The organism is Kushneria sinocarnis, assembly GCF_003633775.1.
Lineage (GTDB): Bacteria > Pseudomonadota > Gammaproteobacteria > Pseudomonadales > Halomonadaceae > Kushneria > Kushneria sinocarnis.
The window spans coordinates 321,160-338,073 of the sequence record NZ_RBIN01000002.1; the positions used below are offsets into that span (position 1 = coordinate 321,160).

The 16,914-nt window shown below is 67.6% G+C and carries 18 protein-coding genes; 3 read left to right on the forward strand and 15 right to left on the reverse strand.

Features of this window, described 5'->3' with window-relative positions; genetic code table 11:
- Positions 1 to 65: 65 nt before the first annotated feature.
- Together C7446_RS04030 and C7446_RS04035 are read right to left on the reverse strand one after the other, a co-directional pair.
- Positions 66 to 365: a hypothetical protein gene (locus C7446_RS04030; RefSeq protein WP_121171499.1), complete on the reverse strand. Its 300-nt coding sequence runs from the start codon at positions 363 to 365 to the stop codon at positions 66 to 68.
- A 74-nt stretch (positions 366 to 439) separates the two neighbouring features.
- Entirely contained in the window at positions 440 to 1,615 is a 1,176-nt protein-coding gene (locus tag C7446_RS04035) for a glycerophosphodiester phosphodiesterase (protein WP_121171501.1), read from the reverse strand.
- A gap of 121 nt (positions 1,616 to 1,736) precedes the next feature.
- On the opposite strand from C7446_RS04035, the gene C7446_RS04040 reads away from it, so the two are divergent.
- Both C7446_RS04040 and C7446_RS04045 read left to right on the forward strand, forming a co-directional pair.
- The gene (locus C7446_RS04040; RefSeq protein ID WP_121171503.1) at positions 1,737 to 2,684 is read left to right on the forward strand and encodes an alpha/beta fold hydrolase; all 948 of its coding nucleotides are present in this window, start codon (positions 1,737 to 1,739) and stop codon (positions 2,682 to 2,684) included.
- A 190-nt stretch (positions 2,685 to 2,874) separates the two neighbouring features.
- Positions 2,875 to 4,512, forward strand: a complete 1,638-nt coding sequence (locus C7446_RS04045) for a sensor domain-containing diguanylate cyclase (protein ID WP_121171505.1) — start codon at positions 2,875 to 2,877, stop codon at positions 4,510 to 4,512.
- Between the two features lie 13 nt (positions 4,513 to 4,525).
- Here the strand turns inward: C7446_RS04045 and speB are convergent, their stop codons facing one another.
- The 7 genes from speB to C7446_RS04080 all read right to left on the reverse strand — a co-directional run bounded on the left by speB (position 4,526) and on the right by C7446_RS04080 (position 9,850).
- Positions 4,526 to 5,425 (reverse strand): agmatinase, encoded by a 900-nt coding sequence (speB, locus tag C7446_RS04050; RefSeq protein ID WP_121171507.1) that lies wholly within the window; start codon positions 5,423 to 5,425, stop codon positions 4,526 to 4,528.
- A gap of 96 nt (positions 5,426 to 5,521) precedes the next feature.
- Complete coding sequence (locus C7446_RS04055) at positions 5,522 to 6,040, reverse strand: GNAT family N-acetyltransferase (RefSeq protein ID WP_121171509.1); 519 nt, start codon at positions 6,038 to 6,040, stop codon at positions 5,522 to 5,524.
- 21 nt (positions 6,041 to 6,061) lie between these two features.
- Positions 6,062 to 7,162, reverse strand: coding sequence for a molybdenum ABC transporter ATP-binding protein (gene modC / locus C7446_RS04060; protein WP_121171511.1), 1,101 nt, complete (start codon positions 7,160 to 7,162; stop codon positions 6,062 to 6,064).
- A gap of 7 nt (positions 7,163 to 7,169) precedes the next feature.
- Positions 7,170 to 7,865: a molybdate ABC transporter permease subunit gene (gene modB / locus C7446_RS04065; protein ID WP_121171513.1), complete on the reverse strand. Its 696-nt coding sequence runs from the start codon at positions 7,863 to 7,865 to the stop codon at positions 7,170 to 7,172.
- Positions 7,866 to 7,882: 17 nt separating this feature from the next.
- Positions 7,883 to 8,470, reverse strand: a complete 588-nt coding sequence (locus tag C7446_RS04070; RefSeq protein ID WP_121171515.1) for a malonic semialdehyde reductase — start codon at positions 8,468 to 8,470, stop codon at positions 7,883 to 7,885.
- Between the two features lie 68 nt (positions 8,471 to 8,538).
- Positions 8,539 to 9,345, reverse strand: a complete 807-nt coding sequence (gene modA / locus C7446_RS04075) for a molybdate ABC transporter substrate-binding protein (RefSeq protein ID WP_121171517.1) — start codon at positions 9,343 to 9,345, stop codon at positions 8,539 to 8,541.
- Between the two features lie 124 nt (positions 9,346 to 9,469).
- A complete protein-coding gene (locus C7446_RS04080; RefSeq protein WP_121171814.1) occupies positions 9,470 to 9,850 on the reverse strand; it encodes a winged helix-turn-helix domain-containing protein in 381 nt (126 codons plus the stop codon).
- 118 nt (positions 9,851 to 9,968) lie between these two features.
- Between C7446_RS04080 and C7446_RS04085 the strand changes: the two genes are divergently transcribed.
- Entirely contained in the window at positions 9,969 to 10,388 is a 420-nt protein-coding gene (locus C7446_RS04085; RefSeq protein WP_121171519.1) for a GNAT family acetyltransferase, read from the forward strand.
- A 30-nt stretch (positions 10,389 to 10,418) separates the two neighbouring features.
- On the opposite strand, the gene C7446_RS04090 is transcribed toward C7446_RS04085, so the two are convergent.
- The 6 genes from C7446_RS04090 to C7446_RS04115 form a co-directional block, all read right to left on the reverse strand.
- A complete protein-coding gene (locus C7446_RS04090; protein ID WP_245977658.1) occupies positions 10,419 to 11,582 on the reverse strand; it encodes a M20 family metallopeptidase in 1,164 nt (387 codons plus the stop codon).
- Positions 11,567 to 12,985 carry a M20 family metallopeptidase gene (locus C7446_RS04095; RefSeq protein ID WP_121171523.1) on the reverse strand — a complete coding sequence of 473 codons (1,419 nt, stop codon included), beginning with the start codon at positions 12,983 to 12,985 and terminating at the stop codon, positions 11,567 to 11,569. Before C7446_RS04095 ends, C7446_RS04090 begins: the two co-directional genes overlap by 16 nt.
- Before the next feature lie 33 nt (positions 12,986 to 13,018).
- Entirely contained in the window at positions 13,019 to 14,029 is a 1,011-nt protein-coding gene (locus C7446_RS04100) for an ABC transporter ATP-binding protein (RefSeq protein ID WP_245977659.1), read from the reverse strand.
- On the reverse strand, positions 14,026 to 15,033 hold the full coding sequence (locus C7446_RS04105) for an ABC transporter ATP-binding protein (protein WP_245977660.1): 1,008 nt from the start codon (positions 15,031 to 15,033) through the stop codon (positions 14,026 to 14,028). Before C7446_RS04105 ends, C7446_RS04100 begins: the two co-directional genes overlap by 4 nt.
- 58 nt (positions 15,034 to 15,091) lie before the next feature.
- Positions 15,092 to 15,853: an ABC transporter permease gene (locus tag C7446_RS04110; protein WP_245977661.1), complete on the reverse strand. Its 762-nt coding sequence runs from the start codon at positions 15,851 to 15,853 to the stop codon at positions 15,092 to 15,094.
- A gap of 180 nt (positions 15,854 to 16,033) precedes the next feature.
- Positions 16,034 to 16,843, reverse strand: a complete 810-nt coding sequence (locus C7446_RS04115; protein WP_121171525.1) for an ABC transporter permease — start codon at positions 16,841 to 16,843, stop codon at positions 16,034 to 16,036.
- Positions 16,844 to 16,914: the final 71 nt, after the last annotated feature.

Consider the following 16,914-nt stretch of genomic DNA (forward strand, 5'->3'; position numbering starts at 1 on the left):
TCACCTCCCGTCTCGGTCATCCGTTCAGGGTAGCAGTCGTGATTCGCGCCGGCGGGGCCGCCGGGTCAGTTCGACGACGACTCTCCCTCCCCTTCGCCGGTACCGCTGAGATCGGTATGGATCTGCTGCAGATAGGGCTTGAGATCGTTGGCTGACAGCTCGCCGGAGCGGAACTGCTCCACCGCCCAGTCCAGCAGTGCGGTCGCCACCACCGTTTCCTGCCGATCGCGGCCGGTCGCGGTCATCACCACGTCCCGGCCACCGATGGAGGAGCGGATTACCGAGCCATAAAGCTGGCAGTCCGCCAGTGCACGCTGTACCTGCTCGTTGAAACGGTCGAACTGATCACTGTCATCATCTCGCATGTCGTGTCTCCCCGGAGAAGTGTGGCGTGCGCCGGACCCTGGCATATCAGCGTCCGCAGCGCACTGCCGAACGCTCAGTAATTCCACGAGCGCAGGACATGTTCGACGCTCCTGTCCGGCGCACGACCGTAGAACGTCAGCAGCGCCGGCGCATGATTGGTGAAAAAGCCATCCACGCCGCGATCGCTGTAGGTGCGAAAGTCCTGCGCCTGGTCGACGGTATAAAGATGGACCAGCAGCCCCTTGTCATGACTCATTCCGACCATCCAGCGCCGGGCCAGGTCCATGTAGCTGAACCGGCTGCTGAAGGCGTCATCATGCGCCGACTGTACCGCTGACGGGCCGACCCCCACCGCCCCGTGGGCGCTGGCGAAATCGAGCCAGTCGGCGTAGGCCTGCCGTGAGGCCACCCGCTGGCGGGCGCGGAAATCGGCCAGCGACTCACCCTCGCGCTGCCGGATGCTCTCATCGGCCGGGATGGAGCCCTCGCCCAGCCACAGCAGCAGGATCTTCGGTACCCCGGGCATCTGCTGCTGGAGATTGATCAGGCTCGACTTCTCGAAGGTCTGCAGTACCACCCGTCCCGGCGTGAAGGCCACGCCGATATGGCGGTTGCGATCGAAGCCCTCCGGTGGCTGGCGGACCTGGTCGCCGATCCAGTGATGCGCCTCGAGATAGGCCTTCAGATCCGCCTCGATGCCGGGAAACTGCCCTGGCACCTTGGTCTCGATATAGAGCCCGGGGTGGTTGTCACCCCCCTCGGCGATCCTGCGGACCTCGTCGAGCGTGAGAATCTTGAGCCCCCTGTAGCTCGGCCGGGCGCGCTCGGGATAGCGCTCGTTGAACCAGCTGCCGGCATCGAGCCGCTTGAGCTCGGCAAGCGTGAAGCTGCTGACGGGCGCATCGGCGCGTTCGGGAAAGACCTCTGCCACATTGGTGGTCCGCTCCAGTGTATCGTCGTGAAAGGCGATCAGATGACCATCACGGGTACGCTGCAGATCGAGTTCGAGGTAGTCGGCGCCCAGCGCCCGCGCCAGCAGATAGGCCGGTCGGGTCGATTCCGGCGCATCATAGGAGTCGCCGCGGTGGGCAATCACGGCATGCCAGGGTATGCCGGCCTGTTCGCTGAGCTGGTGCCCGATGGCCGCCTGATCGGAAGCGGGCGCATCACCCGATGCCGCTGATATCAGCAGCCCGAAGACGATCACGGCAGCCATGATGCGCTGCAGCACTGTACGGATGATCACCATGCCCTGTCCTCTTTATCGTCATTGATCGTTTACCACTCTGCCATCATTACCCCAACGGTCGTGTCCCGGCGTGTACACGGCCTGACACTTGCAGGTTCCCCGACTGGAGCGTGGAGAAGCCATGCATGATCTCTCCCGACAGCTGCGCCGCATGCTCGGTGGTGCGATCAGACTGAAGGTACCGGATCTGCAGCTCGAGCAGATCGAGCGCGACTGGCGCTATCCGGAAAGCCATCATCTTGCCCTGGCGAACGGCATCCGGCTGCACTATCGCGACAGCCACCCGCGCGACCGGCGCCGCCCGGTACTGATACTGTTACACGGCATGCTGGTCGACAGCGAGGTCTGGTCCCCGCTGTGGTCGAGGCTGGCCGAGCACTATCGGCTGGTGGCGATCGACCTGCCCGGCCACGGCCTGACCATGGCACCGGCGAGCTTCCCGGCTACCATCGAGGCCCAGGTCAGCACACTGCACGCCGCTCTCGGGCAGCTGGGCATCGAGCGCTGCAGCCTGGCCGGCAGCTCCATGGGCGGCCTGCTGGCCTGGTCACTGGCGCTGGCCGCCCCCGAGCGAATCGAGCGTCTGATCCTGATCGGGGCCGCCGGCTGGGCCGATGAGCGCAGCGAGACACGCCGTATCGAACGCCGCATGCAGCTTCTGGGGGCAGCGCCCCTGCGACCGCTGCTGCGGTACTTCGACCCGGCCGGGATCGTGACGGCCAGCCTGCAGGAGAGTCTCGCCCCGCACGAGCCGTCGGCGGCACTGATCGAACGCCATCATCAGCTTGCCCGGCTGCCGGGCCATCGCGACATCCTGCTCAATCTTGCCCGTCACTGGCGTAGTCGACCACTGGCCGACCCCCGAAAGCTGCAACACCTCTCCCTCCCGGTACTGATCATTGCCGGCGATAATGATGCCCTGATCCCGCTCGAGCATGCCCATCGTTTTCACCGCGCCATGCCGAACGCACGGCTGGTCGTGCTGGCCGGCAGTGGACATCTGCCCATGCTCACGATGCCCGACCGCGTCGCGGCCGAAATCGATGACTGCCTGCAGCGGGATCGGTAATGGCCTCCCATCGACGTCGCGGCTTCAAGTTCCGGGTTGTCAAGCCGATGTTGATATAAGCGGTGTACAGGACATCCCTGTCGAATCACCGACTCCGGAAATCCGCTACCCGGCCTGAGCTGCGCCGGGCCTCCGAAGTTTGCTTTGCGGGATCCGGGAAGGTACCGCCCGATCATCAACGGACAGACCGATGCTTTCATCCTCATCGCTGCGTGCACAATTCATCATTACCCTGGCGCTCACCTTCCTGGTCATGCTGATCGTGCTGGGAGGGGTCTTCTATCAGCTGATGATGCCCGGTCTGGTCCGCGAAGAGCAGCAGCATGCCCGACTGCACATCAGCAATATTCAGCGAGCGGTCGAGCAGCAGATCGAGAAGCTGAGCAGCATGACGCACCAGTGGGCCAGCTGGGACAGCACCCATGATTTCATGCTCGGCGAACAGGCGGATTATCCCCGCACCCACATTACCCGACGAATCTTCGAAAGTGACGGCATCTCGCTGCTGCTGCTGACCGATGCCACCGACGGGGTCAGCTGGGTCGCCGCCATCGATCCGCTCAGCGGCCGGCTGACCTCCTGCCCCGAGGCGACCGGCCGGTGCGCCTGGATGCGTCCGCTGGTACGGGCACTGCAGCGCAGCCTGCCGCATACCACGCCGGCCGGCTCTCCGGGCCACAATCGCATGCTGGCCGTGCCCGACTTCACCCTCGCCAGCAGCTGGCCGATCACCCGCGATGACGGTACCGGTCCCATGGCCGGTCATCTGACCCTGGCCCGTCATCTGCCCAGCATCTGGTCGCTGGGCAGCATCGATGGGATGCCGGTGGTGCTGACCCTGCGTGCAGTGCGCGATCCGGCGGCCCGCCCCGAACGGACCCGGCAGAGCAGCTACATCGAGAAACTCGACGAGGACTCGCTGCTGCTGAGCATGTCCCGGCCGACCAGCAATCCGGACCACCGCCTGCTGCTGCAGACCCGACTGCCCCGCGACCGTTTCCGGGCCGGACTCGAGGACTACTATCGGGTCATGCTCGGCGTGTTCGGTCTGCTGCTGGTCACCCTGATCATCGCCCTCTGCCTGTTCCACCGGCTGGTACTGCAACCGATTGTCAGCCTGTCGCGCTATGCCAAGCGGCTGCGTCACAACAGCGAAAGCCTGGAAATGCCTCCGTCCTGGCTGCAGGCAAGACAGGACGAGCTGGGCCTCATGGCCCGCGAGTTCCAGCACCTGATCACCGATCTCGATGAACGCAACACCCACCTGGAAGCGCTGGTCGAACTGGACGCCCTGACCGGACTGGGCAATCGCCGATTGCTCGATCGCCGGCTGCCCCAGATCCTGTCGCTGACCCACCGCCTTGACCGCCCGGTCGCGCTGATCATGATCGATGTCGATCACTTCAAGGCGTTCAATGATTACTATGGCCACCCCGAAGGGGATGAGTGCCTGAAGATTCTGGCCGCTACCCTGTCGGATATCTTTCAGCGCGATTCGGACCTGATCGCCCGGATCGGTGGAGAAGAGTTCGTGGTCGTACTGCCGGATTTCGACGTCGACGAGGCCCGCAACATCGCCAGCGGCGTGCGCACGGCCATCGAGGCACAGTGCATCGAACACGCCCGCTCGCCCACCAGCCACTATGTCACCATCAGCGCCGGGGTGGCCGTCTCGCATCCGCACCACCCCCTGGCCGCGGCCGCACTGCTCAAGCAGGCCGATCTGGCGCTCTATCGCATCAAGCGCGACGGCCGCAACAGCGTCGGTTACTGCGATGACGGGGAGCCGAGCGCATCGACCGAAGACGAGTCACTCTCCGACGGCTGAGACGCCTGCCCCGCTACAGCGGCAGCATGGCCGCCCAGGTCCACAGCAGCGTGGCGGCGGCCAGGGCGGTAATGTCATGACTGTCGAACGGCGGTGATACCTCCACCACGTCCATGCCGATCATGTTGCAGTGGCGCAGGCTCTCGAGCAGCTCCAGCGCCTTCATGGTGGTGATGCCGCCGACTTCGGGGGTGCCGGTGCCCGGCGCATGGGCAGGATCGAGCACGTCGATGTCGAAGGTGACATAGACCGGCGCCGTACCGATACGCTCATCCACCAGCGCTGCCAGCTGCTCACCGTCGGTGCGCATCAGCCGGCGCGCGCTCATGGCCAGGCCACCCCGGCTGCCCAGCCACTCCCGCGTCTGCGGATCGACCGGTGAGCGCAGCCCCAGGCTCAGCGTCATGGCGGGATCCACCACGCCCTCCTCGATGGCGTTGCGCAGGAAGGTGCCATGACCGACATCGTCATCGAAGTGGCGTGTCCAGGTATCGCAGTGGGCATCAAAGTGAATCAGTGCCAGCGGCCGGTCGTAACGCCGCCGCAGCGCCCGCAGCACGCCCAGGGTGGTGAGGTGATCGCCGCCGGCCAGCATCAGGCGGCATTCGGGACGCTCGGCGGACAGCGTGGTCACTGCCTCCTCGATCCGGGCCAGTGCCGCGTGCTGGGCGACCCGGGTAATATCGATATCCCCCAGATCCGTGACCCGCGCACAGGGGTCGGTCCCGAATTCCGGATGATGACCGTCGGTCAGCATCATGCTGGCGCGGCGAATGGCATTGGGCCCCAGCCGTGCACCGGGGCGAAAGGTGACCGAACCGTCATAGGGAATGCCCACGAACCCGAAGGGACGCGAAGCATCGAGTGGAGACTTGAGGAAGGTGGCGATCCCCTGGTAGGGCAATCCGAACATGCCGATTCCTTGTGATGAGCCCGCGGGCCGCGCGCCGACAGGGTCGCGGCCAGCCGGGAGCCGGAAGAACGCCAGTGTCGCGATTCGCCGCTGCGCTTACAAGCGCCGGAAGTAGAACGCTGTCGGCCACGGCCCGCTGCCGTCGGGGTCGAGCGAATAACCGGGCACCTCGCCGTATCGCTCCCAGCCCAGCCGGGTATAGAGGGTCTCGGCCGGCGAGCCGGACCGGGTATCCAGCAGCAGCAGCGTCAGGCCGAGCGTGGCAGCGTGCGCCTCGAGCGTTGTCATCAGCCGGGAGGCCAGTCCCTGCCCGCGAGCGCGCGAATGCACCATCAGCTTGAGCACTTCGCCACGATGACGACCGCTCGGCTTGCGGCAGGCATTCAGCTGCACGGCCCCCTCGATGTGCCCCTCACGGCTGGCCACCCAGAGCGGCGCATGCGGGCCCGGCGCCGGGGCCTCATGCCGCCACCAGCGCCCGGCAGCCTCATGCGAGAGCGGCGCCAGAAAGCCCATCGCGGCACCACCGGCCACGCTGTCGCGCAGCAGTTCTGCAAGTCCGGCCAGCGGCCTGGCTTCCGGCGTTTCAAGCCGCTCGATAACGCTGCTGGTCATTGTCGGTCTGCTCCGCTGCGTTCAGTCCATGACATCCTGGCGTTGCGCCCGGCCGGAAGTCGACAGGCTCACGCTGCGGATCATCGCCACGACCGCCTGCCCCCGGCACAGCCCGAGCTCATCGAAGGCGTGCCGGGTCACCCGCGAGCGCAGCCGTTCCGAGCCGATCCGCAGGGTCAGCTCCACCGTGGGTCGCTCGCGCTCGGCATCATGCGCCTCGATGGTGGCCGCGAGCAGGTTGCGAAAGCTGGTGTGTCGCGGCGCCTCGAGCGCCAGCGCCACGTCGCGCACCCGGATGCGCAGCGCGATGGCCTCGCCGGGCGCACCGGCATCCGCCGGCAGCAGCAGCTGCTGGCCATCCGCCAGCTGCGCCCGGATCAGCCGGTGATCCGGCTCGGGCTGGCCGAGGACGGCGTGCAGTCGCGAACTCGCTTCGAAGCCGCCCAGCTGGTCACTGAGGTCGAGCCGCGCGAGCATGTCATCCAGCTCGCCGCTGGCGATGATCCGCCCCTGCTCGACCAGTGCCAGCCGGGTCGCCACGGCCATCAGCTCATCGGTGTCATGGCTGACGAAGATGATGGGAATCTCGACCTCCCGCGCCAGCCGGGCGATGTAATCCAGCAGCTCCTGCTTGCGGGCACCATCGAGGCCGGTCAGCGGCTCGTCCATCAGCAAAAGGCGCGGCCCCGACAGTAGCGCCCGGCCGATCGAGACCCGCCGCGCCTCGCCGCCGGAGAGCGACCCCGGCATGCGATCGAGCAGATGACCGATGCCCAGCAGGGCCACGATACGTTCGAATTCGCCCTGCATGGAGGCATGCAGCGCATAGCGGAGATTGCCGCGCACCCGATAGTGCGGAAACAGCCGCGCTTCCTGGAACACCACCCCCAGCCGTCGCCTGTGGGGCGGTACCCAGACCCCGCGTCCGGTGTCCACCAGCGTTTCGCCATCGAGCCGGATCACGCCCCGGTCGGGCCGGTCGAGACCGGCCATCAGGCGCAGCAGGCTGGTCTTGCCGCTGCCGGACTCCCCGAACAGGGCGGTCACGCCCTGTTCGGGGGCGGTCAGTGACGCCGCCAGGGTCAGGTCGCCGAGTTGACGGGTGACATCGAGTTCGAGCATGCCGACCTCAGCGATCCCGCGGTGCCATGCGCCGCCGGGTGCGCCGTGCCAGTGCCTCCGAGGCCATCAGGGAGATCATCGCCACCACGATCGAGATCGCGCACAGCCGCGCCGCGGCCGCCTCGCTGCCGGGCATCTGGATCAGTGAATAGAGCGCCAGCGGCAGGGTCCGGGTCTCCCCGGGGATGTTGGAGGCAAAGGTCATGGTCGCGCCGAACTCCGAAAGGGCCCGGGCAAAGGCCAGCACCGCGCCGGTGATGATCCCCGGCAGCGCCAGCGGCAGGGTGATGGTCATCAGCACCCGCAGCCGATTGGCGCCCAGGGTGCGGGCCGCGGCCTCCAGCCCGGGGTCGACCGCCTCCAGTGACAGGCGCACCGCCCGCACCAGCAGCGGAAAGGCCATGACCCCGCCGGCCAGCGCCGCGCCCTGCCAGCTGAACGGCAGACTGAAGTGGAACCACGCCTGCAGCCACTGGCCGATCACGCCATTGCGGCCCAGGGTGACCAGCAGCAGATAGCCGACCACGACCGGGGGCAGTACCAGCGGCAGGTGCACCAGGCCATCGAGCAGTGACTTGCCGGGAAACTCGAAGCGCGCCAGCAGCCAGGCCACCGCCACCCCGGGCACCAGTATGGCGCCCACGGCTACCCCGGCCACCCTGAGACTGATCAGCAGGGCTTCACTTTCCAGCGGCGTCAGCATGGTGATCGATCCGTGATTCAGACGATGGAGGCGGCCTCGTCGAAGGAGAGCCGCGGACCGCGTGGATAGGCCGATTCCGGCTTGCCCACCCCCAGATTGCAGAGGAAGTTGACCCGGTAGCGGCCATCGGGGAAGAACTCGGCGTTGACGGCGGCCTGGTCGAAGCCCGACATCGGGCCGCAGGCGAGTCCCAGTGCCCGTGCCGCCATGATCAGATAGCCGCCCTGCATCGAGGAGTTGCGAAAGGCCGTCTCCTCGGCAAAGGCCGGGTCGTTCTCGTACATCGGTTTGGCATCGAAGACCGGAAACTGGGTCGGCAGGAATTCGAAGAAGCGGGTATCCCACGCCACGATCGCCACCACCGGTGCCCCCAGCACCTTGCGTCGATTGCCATCCACCACGCAGTCGGCCAGCCGCTGACGAGCGGAATCGGAGGACACGAACACGAAGCGTGCCGGCTGGCAGTTCATCGAGGTCGGTGCCATCCGCACGATGTCATAGAGCTCGCGCAGCGTGCTCTCCGCCACCGGCTCGTCGGTGAACTCGTGCAGGCTGCGGGCGTTGAGAAAGAGCTGTTCCAGGGCGGTGCGTGGCAGCGTATCCATGAGATCTCCTGTTGGAATTGTGCTTGCGCCGATGAATGACCATCACCGGCGCCGGTCATGCCGGACCGTCAGCTGTCATCCGTCCCGGCCGGCTGGAAGCCGAAGCGCCTGAAGACACCGGCCGCTTCACTGCCGGCCAGCCACTGACGAAAGGCCCTCGCCGCATCATCCGGATGTTCGCCGACCAGGGCAACCGGATAGGTGATCGGCTTGTGACTGTCCGCGGGGAAGTACCCCAGCGTCTTCACATCATCGCTGGCCTCGGCATCGGTCGAGTATACGATACCCAGCGGGGCCTCGCCGCGCTCGACCAGCGCCAGTGCCGCCCGCACGTCATTGGCGCGCGCCAGTCGCGGCGCGAGGGCCTCCCACTCGCCGAGGCTTCTGAGCGACTGTCCGGCATAGATGCCGGCCGGCACGTGATCCGGATCGCCGACCGCCAGCCGATCGCCGTCATCCAGTCTTGCCGCCAGCGGATGATCGGCATCCGGCGTGAAGGAGTCGATGCTGCTGTCCTTCGGCGCAATCAGGGCCAGCCGATTGTTGAGCAGATCGGCACGCTCGGAGAGCGCCACGCCCTGCTCGTCCAGCCAGTTCATCCACTTCTCGTTGGCGGAGAAGTAGAGATCGGCCGGCGCGCCGTTGGCGATCTGCCGGGCGACCGTCGAGGAGGAGGCATAGACCGGCACGATGTCGACGTCCTCGTGCGTCTTCTCGTAGCGGCTGACCAGCGCATTCATCGCATCGGTGAGCGAGGCCGCGGCATAGACATGCACCTGCTGGGCCGCCTGGGCGGTCGTCGCCAGCAGGGTTGCAGCGGTGAAGGCAACCCCCAGCAGGGTGCGCTTGCAGGCGGAGGGAGCGGGTTCAGACATCGGTCGGGGTCCTGTCGGTGGTGAGCGAATCAGCCGGGCTACCGGATCGGCACCGTTATGCACGGCTGAACATAACGGATCGACTATAGTCCACACCGCTGCCGGAGACAAAGCGGAAGCCCGATCAGTCTGGAGGGTCGCTCTTCAGCTGACCGGTCAGATACGTCAGGGTGGGGTCGGCATCGGCCCGCGCCCGTGCTTCCAGCTGCTGGTAGCGTCCGAGCAGATCGCGCCCGAACGGGGTCAGCCGGGCACCGCCCTGGCGCACCCCGCCGGTGCGGGTCTCCACGACCGGAGAGACAAAGTGGCTGTTGAGGGTCTCCATCAGCTGCCAGGCCTTGCGATAGCTCATGCCCATCGCCCGGCTGGCGGCCGAGATCGAGCCGGTCCGCTCGATGCCGGCCAGCAGATCGGCCTTGCCGGGGCCGAACACCAGCCCCGGTGCCAGTACCAGACGCAGCCGGATATACGGGGTGGTCGTCTCGGTCAGGGGGGTATGCGTCATGACGGCTCCATCGGTCGAGTGGCCATCCGGGGTTGCATCCGGCAGCCGTGCGGGCATCATCGATCGACGCCGGCATGACATCAAGCCACCTTCGTGAATCGACAGGACCGCCCCCGTGATGCAGCTTCGCCCCTACCGTAACGGCGATGAGGAGGCCGTGATCAGCCTCTGGCAGCAATGTGCCCTGACCCGGCCATGGAACGACCCGCACCGGGACATCGCCCGCAAGTGTGCCGAGGATCCGACGCTGTTTCTGGTCGGCACCATCGACGAGCAACTCATGGCCAGCGCCATGGCCGGCTACGACGGCCATCGCGGCTGGCTGCACTATCTGGCGGTCGCGCCGGAATGGCAGGGCCGCGGCTACGGTCGCGAACTGATCGTGGCCGTGGAACGACTGCTGATCGAGCGCGGCTGCCCCAGGCTGATGATGATGGTTCGCCCCGGCCAGCCGCGCCTGCTCGAGTACTATCGTGAACTCGGCTATGACGCCGGAGACTTCACCACCCTGGGCAAGCGGCTGATTGCCGACGAGTGACTCGCCGGGGCCGGCGCGCTTCCGCCCGGCTCAGCGTTCGGCCAGCGACAGGATCGTCAGCGCCAGCGCCTGAGCGCGCGGTGCCAGGGTGTCCAGCCGGCAGTACTCGTCATCGGTATGCATCCGCGCCCCCACCGGCCCGGTACCACAGAGCGTGGGCACCCCGAGGCTGGCGGTGGTGCCGGCATCGGAACAGCCCCCGGTAAACTCGCCCTCGACGGCAAAGCCGACCAGGCGGGCCTGTTGCTGATAGCGGGCCAGCAGCGCCTCGCTCATCGCCGCCTCCAGCGGCAGGAACTCGCTTTTGGGGATCAGTCGCGCCGTGGTTCCGGGCACGCCGGTGTCGGCCACGATGGCCTCCAGTTCGGCGATCAGGCGGGTACGCTGCGCCCCGGTGATGAAGCGGGTATCCAGTTCGGCACTGGCAAAGGGGGCCACGGCGTTGCGGGCGGTTCCGCCGCTGAGGGTGCCGATGTTGGTGGTGACCCCGCTGCGATAGTCGGTCAGGGCGTGGATGCGGGTGGTTATCCGGGCCAGCGCCTCGATGGCGCTGGCACCGTCGGCGTGGCTCACCCCGGCGTGCGCCGCCCGGCCCGTCACCTCGATGACGAAGCTCGCCCCGCCCTTGCGGGCGGTGACCACGTTGCCGCTGATCCGTCCCGGCTCGGCGTTGAACACCGCCCGGGCGCCCTCGGCCGTCTGACGGATGAAGGCCGTCCCGTCGGGCGAACCGATCTCTTCGTCAGCGGTAAACAACGCCTGCACCGGGAACGGCAAGGCCGTACAGTGCCTGAGCGCGCGCAATACGAAAACATTGAGCACCAGCCCGGCCTTCATGTCGGCCACGCCGGGGCCGAACGCCGTCTCGCCCCGGCGCGTGTAGCCGCGCCCGGCGACAGTGCCGGTGGCAAAGACGGTATCACGATGCCCCATCAGCAGTACCGGCGCCGGTTCGGCGTCATCGCAGCCGGGCAGTGTTGCCAGCAGGATATCCCCCGCTTCCGGCCGTCGGATGCGCTCAACGGCGATACCATCCTCGATCAGCCAGCCCTCGATCGCCTCGCCGACGCGATCGACCCCGGCCTTGTCGAGCGAGTGGGAGTCGATGTTGACCAGCGTCTCCAGACACGCGGTCATCTCCTCGAACCGCTCCGCCAGCCAGTGGTGTACCTGCTCGCTCATGCTGTCTGCCACTGCGCTCGCTCCCTGATCACGGTGCCGCCCTGTTCTGCCAGATCCCACCACAGTCCGGCCATGATCGCCAGTGATTCGCGCGCCACACTGCCCAGCAGATGCTCGTCGGGCGCGTGCTGATTGCAGGCCGGATAGGAGTGCGGCACCCACAGCGTGGGCAGTGCCAGTACGTCGGCAAACACGTCGTTGGGCAGCGAGCCCCCCAGGTTGGGCAGCAGCATCGGCGGATGGGCCGTGCTGCGGGCCATCGAGGCGAGGGCCCAGGCCACCCAGGGGTCGTCGGGATCGAGCCGGGTCGCCGGCATCATGGTGATCCGGGCATTTTCGATGTGCACATCCCCGAAGCCGTGCGCATCGAGATGGGCCCGCAGCTGGTCGAAGAAGGCCTGCGGCCGGCTGCCGACCACGTAGCGCAGCTGACAGTTCGCCCGGGCACGCGCGGGTATGGCGTTGGCCGGCGCCTCGGGCGAACCGGCGGTCATCGCCAGAATCTCGAAGGTGTTCCAGCCCAGCAGCCGTTCCGCCGCGGACAGCCCCGGCTCGCCCCACCCCTCGTCCAGCGGGGGATCGGTCTCGCCGCCGCCGACCTCGATCTGCGCCAGGATACGCCTGACCGAGTCGCTGATCGCCGGTGGCCTGAGCCCCTCGACCAGCAGCCGCCCGCGCTCGTCGACAATGCTCGCCAGTGCCGCATTCAGCCGCGTGGCGGGATTCTTCAGCACGCCTCCCCAGTTGCCGGAGTGATGCGCCCGGTCACGCGCCTCGACCGAGAGATTGACGTTCCACGAGCCACGCGAACCGAGAAACAGGGTCGGCTTGTCCGCGCCCAGCCGTGGCCCGTCGGAGGCAATGAAGACATCGGCCGCCAGCCGGTCGCGCTCGCGTTCGCACAGGGCCCTGAGCCCCGGCGAGCCGGTTTCCTCGCCCATCTCGATGATCAGTCGCACGTTGTAGCCCAGTTCCCCGCGCACCGCGATCACCCGGGCCAGCGCGGCCAGGTTGATGGCATGCTGCCCCTTGTTGTCGGCCGTGCCACGGCCGTACCAGCGATCCCCTTCGACGCTCAGCCGCCAGGGTGAGCGGCCTTCGTGCCACTGCTCGTCATACCCCATCACCACATCGCCGTGGCCGTAGCTCAGCACGGTAAAGCCGGCTCCGGGCTCGACGCGCTCGGCAATCAGGATCGGCCCGAACCCCTCGACCGGATTGGCCAGAACCTCATGGCTGAAGCCCAGCGCGTTCAGCCCCGGAATGACGATCTCGTCGAGATAGGCCTGCAGCCGGGCGCCGGTGCCCTCGATCTGGCTTTCGGTCGCCAGCTGCACCCGACGGGCCAGATCGTCGCGAAACGCGCCCGAATCGAAATGGGCCAGAGCGGCCTCGATCACCTGCTGACGGGACATGGAACCTCCTTGAACAAACCGTGGGAGAAAGACTCAGGCGAAGTGGCAGGCCGCCCGGCCACCGGGGGTGCCCACCGGCGGCATCGCCGGCGCCTGCTGCGAGCAGCGCGCCTCGGCCCGCGGGCAGCGCGGATGGAAGGCGCAGCCGGCAGGCGGCCGGGTGGGGTCGGGCATCACCGTTCCCAGCCCGGCATCCGGCACGCCCAGCCCGGGTTCGGGCGTCAGCGCCGAGGCCAGCAGCGCCTGGGTATAGGGGTGCCGGGCGCCCTTGAACAGCTGCTCGCGGGTGCGCTCCTCGACGATCCGGCCGAGATACATCACCGCCACCCGATCCACCAGATGCTCGACCACCGACAGATCGTGGCTGATGAAGAGATAGGTCAGCCCCAGCTCCTCGCGCAGCGCCATCAGCAGGTTGAGGATCTGCGCCTGTACCGAGACATCGAGCGCCGAGGTCGGCTCGTCACAGACCACGATGTCGGGGCGCATGATCAGGGCGCGGGCGATCGCCACCCGCTGGCGCTGACCGCCGGAGAGCTGGCCGGGATACTGGCGTGCCGCGCGACGCGGCAGGCCGACGATATCGAGCATCTCCACCACCTTCGACGCCCGCTCGGTGCGCGCGCCGATCTCGTGCACATCCAGTGGCAGCCTGACGATGCTTGCCACGCTGCGACGCGGGTTGAGCGAGGAGTACGGGTCCTGGAAGATCGGCTGGATGCGCCGCGCCAGCGCCCGGCGGTCGATGCGGTGAAGCGGTTCGCCGCCGATCAGCACATCCCCGCCGGAGGGCGCCTCCAGCCCCAGCAGCAGCCGGGCCAGGGTGCTCTTGCCACAGCCGGATTCGCCGACCAGCCCCAGCGTCTCGCCGGCACGCAGGCGCAGGGACACCTCGCTGACCGCCTGCAGCTCGCGGGCGGCGCGCAGCATGCCACCGCCGACGCGATAGCGCTTCGACAGTGCACTGAGCTCCAGCGCCAGCGAGGGCGATGGCGCCGGTGCCGACATCTCACGATCACTCTGGATCAGGGTCTCGGTCATCATGAGCAGAGCGCCTCCCGGCTGTCGGTGGCCACGGTGGCCACGGTGGCCGCGAAGTGGCAGCGCGCCCGATGGGCGGCTTCAAGCGAGGCAAACGGCGGGGTCTGCGCGCAGCAGGGCTCGGCGCGCGGACAGCGGTTGCGAAAGGCGCAGCCCTCGAGTTCACCGACCAGGCTCGGCACCACTCCGTCGATCGCCTGCAGGCGGCTGCCCGGCGCGGTACGCCCCGGAGCGGGAATGCACTCCAGCAGCCCGCGGGTATAGGGGTGGCCGGGGCGCGCGTAGAGCGCCTCGACCGGCGCACTCTCCACCACCTCGCCGGCGTACATCACCGCCACCCGGTCGGCAATGCGCGCCACCACCCCCAGGTCGTGGGTAATGAAGATCACCGCCGTGCCCATCTCCTGCTGCAGCTCGCGGATCAGCCGCAGGATCTGCGCCTGAATGGTCACATCCAGCGCCGTGGTGGGCTCGTCGGCGACGATCAGGTCGGGGCCGCACATCAGCGCCATGGCGATCATCACCCGCTGGCGCAGCCCGCCGGAGAGCTGATGGGGATACTGGGACAGACGCTCGGCGGCCGCGGTGATCCCCACCCGTTCGAGCAGCTCCACGGCGCGCTCCCGCGCCTGGCGCTTCGACACCCGCCGGTGCCGCCGCAGCGCTTCGATGAGCTGATTGCCCAGCGTCCAGGCCGGATTGAGGGCGGTCATCGGCTCCTGAAACATCATCGCCATGCGTGCGCCGCGCAGATCGCTGCGTCGCCGCTCGGAGATGGCGGTGAGATCGATGCCGTCGAAGGTCAGGCTGTCGGCCCGCACCTGCGCCCGGCGCGGCAGCAGTCCCATGATCGCCAGCGAGGTCATCGACTTGCCGCAGCCCGACTCGCCGACGATGCAGAGCATCTCGCCGCGCTCGACCGAGAGATCGATGCCGCGCACGGCGTGCAGGGTGCCGGTCTCGACCGGCAGATCCACTCGCAGGTTGCGAATATCCAGTAGTGCCATGATGCGCTCCGTTGTCGTTGTACTGGTGCGCGAAGCGTGTCGCGATTCGTGGCCGGGGTCAGTTGCGCCCGTCCGGGGCGTTGATGTCACGCAGGCCGTCGCCGATCAGATTGATCGCCAGCACCAGCACGAACAGCGCGACCCCGGGGATGGCAATCACCCACGGCTTGAAGAACATGTACGCCTTGCCCTCGGCCACCATCAGCCCCCAGGAGGGCAGCGGCGGCTGTACTCCCATGCCGAGAAACGACAGCGTGGCCTCGAGCAGGATGGCGTGGGCCATTTCCAGGGTGGCGACCACGATCAGGGCACCGGCGATGTTGGGCAGGATCTCGCGCAGCAGGATCCACTGCAGCGAGCAGCCCAGGGTCCGCGCCGACAGCACGTACTCGCTGTCACGCAGCTGCTGGGTGGCCGAGCGGGTCACCACCGCGAAGCGGTCCCACAGCAGCAGCCCCAGCAGCACCACGACGGTGGTCAGCGAGCCCCCCACCAGCGACGCCATCGCCAGCGCCACCAGCACCACCGGCAGCGCCAGCCGGGTGGTGATCAGGTAGTTGATGACCGAATCCACCCGGCCACCGAAGTAGCCGGCGAGAATCCCCAGCGTGATGCCGATCAGCGCCGAGATCAGCGCCGCGGCAATGCCGATGAACAGCGAGATGCGGGCGCCGAAGATCAGCCGGCTGAGCATGTCGCGGCCCAGCTTGTCGGTGCCCAGCATGTGCGCCCAGCTGCCCTGCGCATCCCACACCGGCGGTACCAGGCGCGAGCCGAGCGCCTGAGCGTAGGGATCGTGTGGCGCAAGCCAGGGGGGCAAGGAGCGCCGTCAGCACCACCAGGGCAACAATCGCCAGTCCCAGGCTCAGGCCGTGATGGCCCAGCAGCCGGCGGCGCAGTGCGCTCAACCGGCCGCGCTGGCCGTCGAGCGCGGCCCAGCGCTCATCCAGCGAGGCGTCCCGTTCGGTTGCGGTGGAATCACTCATCCCGAATCCTCCCTTCAGCCGACACGCAGACGCGGGTCGAGCATGGCGTTGAGAATGTCCGACAGCAGTGTCAGGGCGATGTAGAACAGCGCGATGATCAGCACCACGGCCTGCACCACCGGGAAGTCATTGCGCGAGATGGAATCCCATGCCAGCTGGCCCAGTCCCTGCAGCGAGAACACCGACTCGATCACCACCGAGCCGCCCAGCATGAAACCGAGCTCGACCGCCGCCAGTGCCACCACCGGAATGATCGCGTTGCGCAGGGCGTGCTTGAAGATCACCGTCGGCGTGCGCAGCCCCTTGGCCCGGGCGGTGCGGATGTAGTCGGATTCGAGCACCTCGAGCATGCCGGCCCGGGTCAGGCGCATCATCGCCGGCGTGGCGTAGTAGCCCAGCGCGATGGCCGGCAGGATGAAGCTCTGCCAGCCCTCGTGGCCGGCTGCCGGCAGCCACTGCAGCTGCACGGCGAAGAGGATGATCAGCGCCAGCCCGAACCAGAAGCTCGGCATGGCCTGCCCGATCACGGCCACCAGCAGGGCCAGCCGATCGGCGATCAGCGACAGCACCGAACTCTGGTAGTAGTACGACTGGCCGAAATCGAGCTGCAGCACATCCGTGAACCAGTGATAGAACTGCACGATCATCGGCTGGTCGAGTCCGAACTGGACCCGGATGCGCGCAATCTCCGCAGCCGTCGCATCGGGTCCGGCGATGGCCGTGGCCAGATCACCGGACAGATGCAGCAGCAGGAAACTGATGATCGAGACCGTCAGCGCCACGCCGAGGGCGACCAGCGTGCGGCGGAAGATGAAACGCCCCATGGTGCACCTCCATGTTCGATGGGAAGACCGCGTTGATCACCGGCCGCCCTGCCCGGGCGGCCGTGACATGG

Coding starts and splice junctions, on each gene's coding strand:
- C7446_RS04115 (WP_121171525.1), bottom strand. CDS start 16,843: ATGGGGCGTTTCATCTTCCGCCGCACGCTGGTCGCCCTCGGCGTGGCG.
- C7446_RS04030 (WP_121171499.1), bottom strand. CDS start 365: ATGCGAGATGATGACAGTGATCAGTTCGACCGTTTCAACGAGCAGGTA.
- C7446_RS04095 (WP_121171523.1), bottom strand. CDS start 12,985: ATGTCCCGTCAGCAGGTGATCGAGGCCGCTCTGGCCCATTTCGATTCG.
- C7446_RS04105 (WP_245977660.1), bottom strand. CDS start 15,033: ATGGCACTACTGGATATTCGCAACCTGCGAGTGGATCTGCCGGTCGAG.
- C7446_RS04080 (WP_121171814.1), bottom strand. CDS start 9,850: ATGACGCATACCCCCCTGACCGAGACGACCACCCCGTATATCCGGCTG.
- modC (WP_121171511.1), bottom strand. CDS start 7,162: ATGCTCGAACTCGATGTCACCCGTCAACTCGGCGACCTGACCCTGGCG.
- C7446_RS04085 (WP_121171519.1), top strand. CDS start 9,969: ATGCAGCTTCGCCCCTACCGTAACGGCGATGAGGAGGCCGTGATCAGC.
- C7446_RS04035 (WP_121171501.1), bottom strand. CDS start 1,615: ATGGTGATCATCCGTACAGTGCTGCAGCGCATCATGGCTGCCGTGATC.
- modB (WP_121171513.1), bottom strand. CDS start 7,865: ATGCTGACGCCGCTGGAAAGTGAAGCCCTGCTGATCAGTCTCAGGGTG.
- C7446_RS04045 (WP_121171505.1), top strand. CDS start 2,875: ATGCTTTCATCCTCATCGCTGCGTGCACAATTCATCATTACCCTGGCG.
- modA (WP_121171517.1), bottom strand. CDS start 9,345: ATGTCTGAACCCGCTCCCTCCGCCTGCAAGCGCACCCTGCTGGGGGTT.
- speB (WP_121171507.1), bottom strand. CDS start 5,425: ATGTTCGGATTGCCCTACCAGGGGATCGCCACCTTCCTCAAGTCTCCA.
- C7446_RS04070 (WP_121171515.1), bottom strand. CDS start 8,470: ATGGATACGCTGCCACGCACCGCCCTGGAACAGCTCTTTCTCAACGCC.
- C7446_RS04055 (WP_121171509.1), bottom strand. CDS start 6,040: ATGACCAGCAGCGTTATCGAGCGGCTTGAAACGCCGGAAGCCAGGCCG.
- C7446_RS04040 (WP_121171503.1), top strand. CDS start 1,737: ATGCATGATCTCTCCCGACAGCTGCGCCGCATGCTCGGTGGTGCGATC.
- C7446_RS04100 (WP_245977659.1), bottom strand. CDS start 14,029: ATGATGACCGAGACCCTGATCCAGAGTGATCGTGAGATGTCGGCACCG.